We start from the raw sequence: 4,409 nt of genomic DNA, 5'->3' as shown, positions 1-4,409 counted from the left end.
CTTCGTCTATTTATTTATAAACAACTGATAATCTTACATATAAAAAGACAATCAACCGTTTGGTCAGCTCTTTCCCTCACTTATTCGGGCAAAAAGTAGACGTAAACGGGTTTCCCGAAAGGTCTGCTCGAACAAGCGTCGAGAACAAGATTGAAGAGAGCGGAACGGGACGTTTACCGGCAAAAAACAATTAAGAAATTTCATAACAAGAATATTTATAAACGAAGCTTGGGGACTCATTTACCCGGCAACATCCCCTTGGACCAAGTGCCGCAAGAAGAAAGGCAGTGTTAAGGCTCATCCCCTTTATGACATAGAAGCTCAGATACCCGTTTTCTATACGGTGACTACAATAATTCAGGCATGATTCAACAGAAAAGGCTCTATTTGGGCAACATTATTCGAAATCGTTGGCGTACAATTAAAACGTTCGCCAAACTTATTTGCAGATAGAGAAGTAAATGCCGGTTGAAGGTGTGAAATCCCGCTCCATCAACATCAAAAAAACAGCTCGGAGTCGTCTTGAGAGTCCGAACTTCGGTCGCGACTAGCTTTCCCAACAGTCTCGAAGAGTGAACGGGTATCCGCCGGAATATGCAGTTAATGAAGTGATTTAAACTTTTCTTTTTCTCAAACATTTCCTTAGCAGAATTACCATAAACGCAATATAGTTCCATGATTCCCAATTCCTAACCGTTGTTTCAAATCGATTTAATATAGTCCTGTAACTGTCCATCCATGCATTGGTCCTCTCAATGGCATAACGTTCAGCATACAGCAGTTCGTCCACAATAGTATTATTGGGGGCCCCGTTTCTTTTATTGATGCAGATATTGGAGACTACTCCATGACAGCCAAGTACACTTCGGAGAACTGTATAGTCAAATCCGGCATCCGCATTCAAGAAAAGACCATCTGTTCTGACATTTGCGATCCCAAGGTCATGCATCATAGACCGGATTACGTTTTTTATGTCATGAGTATCATGATGTTCGCCGCTTTTAGGCGAAGACATGATAACCGGTATGCCTTGTCGGTCTGTAATATAAAGAGCGTTGGTTGTCTTGCGCTTTTTCTACCCTGATAACCAACCTCCTATCCACCACGCATAGCTACCGTATGACTTCCGTCAAGGTCTACACTTGACATATCAAACTTCGTACGGTGCTTATCCAAAAGATGAAGCCAAAGAGACTTCCATTCACCTTTTTTACTCCATTTGTTATAATGATGGAATACCGCACCATAGGTCAGAACCTTGTCACTGAACAGGGAATCTGCAGGTAAATATTTCCACTGACACCCTGTTTTCAGTTTATAAAGAATGGCATTTACGATTTCAACAAGACTACTTTGAGTTACGAAACCACGTTTGGCCACACATAAATGAGGCAATATTTCACTTTTTATTGTATCTTTGTCCAACACAGCGTACATAGGGATGTTGTTATGAATGAGTTTGGTCACCCATAATATAACAATTTCAGCTATTAGTACGCTGTTTCTCATTGGATCAATTAGTTTAAATCACTTCAATAAATAAAATGAAGATTATGAATATGAGAAAAGTATTTTATTTAGTCTTATCACTTGTAGTTGCAAGTTGTGCCTCTAATAAGGAACAGCAAGAGAAATTGGCATTTATTGATGTCAGTAAAGAATATCCCGAAAAGAAAATTGAGCTTACCGATATTGCGGATGTATCTTATCTATACCTCAATTCAAAAACTGATGATTATCTTTATAAAGGCAGCATTGATTATGTAACCGAAAACAATATTATTGTTATAGACCGCTCTCAGTACAGCATCCTGTTTTTCTCAAAAGATGGAAACCCCAAATCACATTTTAACCGTAGGGGACAGGGACCAGAAGAATATACAGATGCGGCTTCCATAATGTATGATGAAACTAATGATGATGTGTTTGTTTCACCCGATTTTAGCGATCATATTATGGTTTATTCTTCTATGGGTAAGTTTAAAAGAAGAATAAACTTACCGCAAATGAATGTTAATGGTCAAATGGTATTGTTCGATGATCAATCCATATTGGTGTATGACAACACTAAATTATGGAAAACCATTATGCAGAGCTATTCCGCAGAAACTTCTATTGATTCAACTTTTTTCCTTGTTTCCAAAGTGGATGGAGTCGTGCTTAAATACATTCAATTACCCAATAAGAATATAGATTTAAGTTATAAAGATTTGGGTGGAGATTTTATTGGTCAAGTTAGCTATGGTCGTGTAAGAAAATCCCCAGACGGACTCCTTTTATATAACCCAGAAACCGACACAGTTTTCCATTACAGCATAGACAATTCCTTAACACCCTATTTGCATAAAAAACCTTTATTGAGCGAATCTAATTCGATGACCGTTATGGATATTTGTCTGGATGCGGGAAAATATCAGTTTATAACGGTTTACCATTATCGGGAAGTAGGGAAATCTCCCGCACCAAAGTATTATATGCGTAACAAAGTAACAGGAGAACTGTTTTGCCCAAAAATAACTCTTTCCGACTTCGAAGGAAAAGAGTTGTATATCAATCCACGGCTTTTTAATTATTATGAACATGCATACCACTTCGAACTGGATTTTGCTGAACTCAAAGAAGCATATTACAAAAACAAGCTCAGTGGTAAGCTCAAAGAATTAGTTGCTTCATTGATTAAGGATGAGGATAGTAATAATGTTTTCGTATTTGCAGATTTTTATTGATAAAAACACACACCTTGTTCGGCTATTTTCAATAATGGGTGAATTATAAAAAGAGTTACAGGATAAAACCGAACCATATGAAGAGATTATATTACATGTCTGAACAAGATTAAGACGACTATTTAAAAGGGGGTGGGGAAACGAAAATTTCTACGGTTGGGAACCCGAAGATGCCGAGCGTCTCAAGCGAATGGAAATTTTAGGGGAACCTACACAGCGGATAGAAAGCCCGTTGTTTCATTTAGATCATCCACGGGGAATAAACTCGACTTTCGGAGGCGACGAAAGGGGTAAAAAGAATGTGGGTGAACTGATAAAGATATGCGGGATGAATACGATGCAATTAAAAGAATATATTGATACATGGGCTTGGCAGAAATGAATAAATGCTTATCGATTGTGTGTTTATGGTTTAGTGCGGCAACATCCCCTTGGACCAAGTACCGCAAGAAGAAAAAAGATTTCTATTCATCTATAAACCAACATCTTTCCCGTTTATCAGATCCAAATGCCGTTGATATTCATCTATTGTTTCTTTTACTTTATCCTTAACTTTTACTTCATAGCGGAAGTTCTTTATCGGATCACAACTTTCTATAAATATTATTCCGTCGAAATACTGCCGAGGATAAATAATATTAAAATCATTACTTGTAAAGTACTGCCCATACCTTATATATACAGGAAAAGCTAATTGAGAAGTCGAACGGTAGAAATAGGTATCCCCATACTCAGCCATCATTGCCTCAATGCTGTACTTTGGCGGCAGCTTTAGCGATTGAATGACGTATCCTTCCTGAGAAAGTACTAAGTTCTTACCCGACTTTGTTATAAAGCCAATACATAAATAGTCTGATACATATTTTTGTTTCAATAGCGTTCCAAAAGATTTTGTATAGGTATACAGAGAGTTGGTATTGTTTGAGCAAGCATGTGCCAGATGGCTGTAAATTGTAACATTGTCTTGAGGCGAACAAACTTGCTTTATGAAAAAGCAAATGCTTTCATACATAAGCCGGTCTCTTTCTATTGTCATGTTTAACTCACTATTTTCGATGCTTGTAAAAAATGAAAACCATTTTTGAAGCAATGCTATCTCTTTCTCACTAAACTGAATATTGGATGGTTTATTTTTAGCCATCAAGCCAGGAAGTGTTTCGCCCAAAGCTTTTCTTGAATTGACAAGCAATTCATGTAAAAAACGCTTTATTTCCGCATTATCCAAGTGCTCTTTAAATATTGGATAAAAATAAGAAAACAGATTATTGCCGAATGAGAAAAAATCGGCATTGGGAATATCAACACCCAATACCCAAACTTTATCTTTCTCGGATTTTGTGTCATTGTGTTTTTTCACCCAAATAAAAAAATCACATAATTCTTTAGGATTAATAGTTCGTTAAAAATTCGCCAAGGCTAAGCGGCTCTGGCAGTAAATAAAATGAGTTCTTTGAAAAGTTTGTCAATAACTTGCGGGTCTGGGTTAATCCCGAACACGCAAATAAATCGTTCAAGCATATAAGCATTGTGTATGAATGACTTGCAAGAGGATATGGAATAGACTATTCCGAGCCTCTTACATGCCGCTTTGGCCAAGTTGATGGCAGCCAGCGATGCATTGAAGTGAAAATCCAACTTTCTAAAGTCAGTTGACTGACAGTTGGTGATTCCTGCATGCTGCTT

3 protein-coding genes and 2 pseudogenes are annotated in these 4,409 nt (G+C 37.4%); 2 read left to right on the top strand and 3 right to left on the bottom strand.

The window, feature by feature from the left end:
* Positions 1-613: 613 nt before the first annotated feature.
* A pseudogene (locus C234_RS16475) lies at positions 614-1,509 on the bottom strand (IS5 family transposase).
* A 50-nt stretch (positions 1,510-1,559) separates the two neighbouring features.
* Here C234_RS16475 and C234_RS0112760 point away from each other — a divergent pair.
* Both C234_RS0112760 and C234_RS0112755 read left to right on the top strand, forming a co-directional pair.
* Positions 1,560-2,726 (top strand): 6-bladed beta-propeller, encoded by a 1,167-nt coding sequence (locus tag C234_RS0112760; RefSeq protein ID WP_248596505.1) that lies wholly within the window; start codon positions 1,560-1,562, stop codon positions 2,724-2,726.
* A 190-nt stretch (positions 2,727-2,916) separates the two neighbouring features.
* Positions 2,917-3,108, top strand: a complete 192-nt coding sequence (locus C234_RS0112755) for a hypothetical protein (RefSeq protein WP_027326078.1) — start codon at positions 2,917-2,919, stop codon at positions 3,106-3,108.
* 90 nt (positions 3,109-3,198) lie between these two features.
* On the opposite strand, the gene C234_RS0112750 is transcribed toward C234_RS0112755, so the two are convergent.
* A complete protein-coding gene (locus tag C234_RS0112750; RefSeq protein ID WP_081688165.1) occupies positions 3,199-4,119 on the bottom strand; it encodes an erythromycin esterase family protein in 921 nt (306 codons plus the stop codon).
* 23 nt (positions 4,120-4,142) lie between these two features.
* A pseudogene (locus C234_RS0112745) lies at positions 4,143-4,409 on the bottom strand (transposase); the annotation flags it as partial.

It is taken from the genome of Bacteroides pyogenes DSM 20611 = JCM 6294 (assembly GCF_000428105.1).
GTDB lineage: Bacteria > Bacteroidota > Bacteroidia > Bacteroidales > Bacteroidaceae > Bacteroides > Bacteroides pyogenes.
Note: the sequence above shows the minus strand (reverse complement) of the source record. Positions and strands in the feature narration are given on the sequence as shown.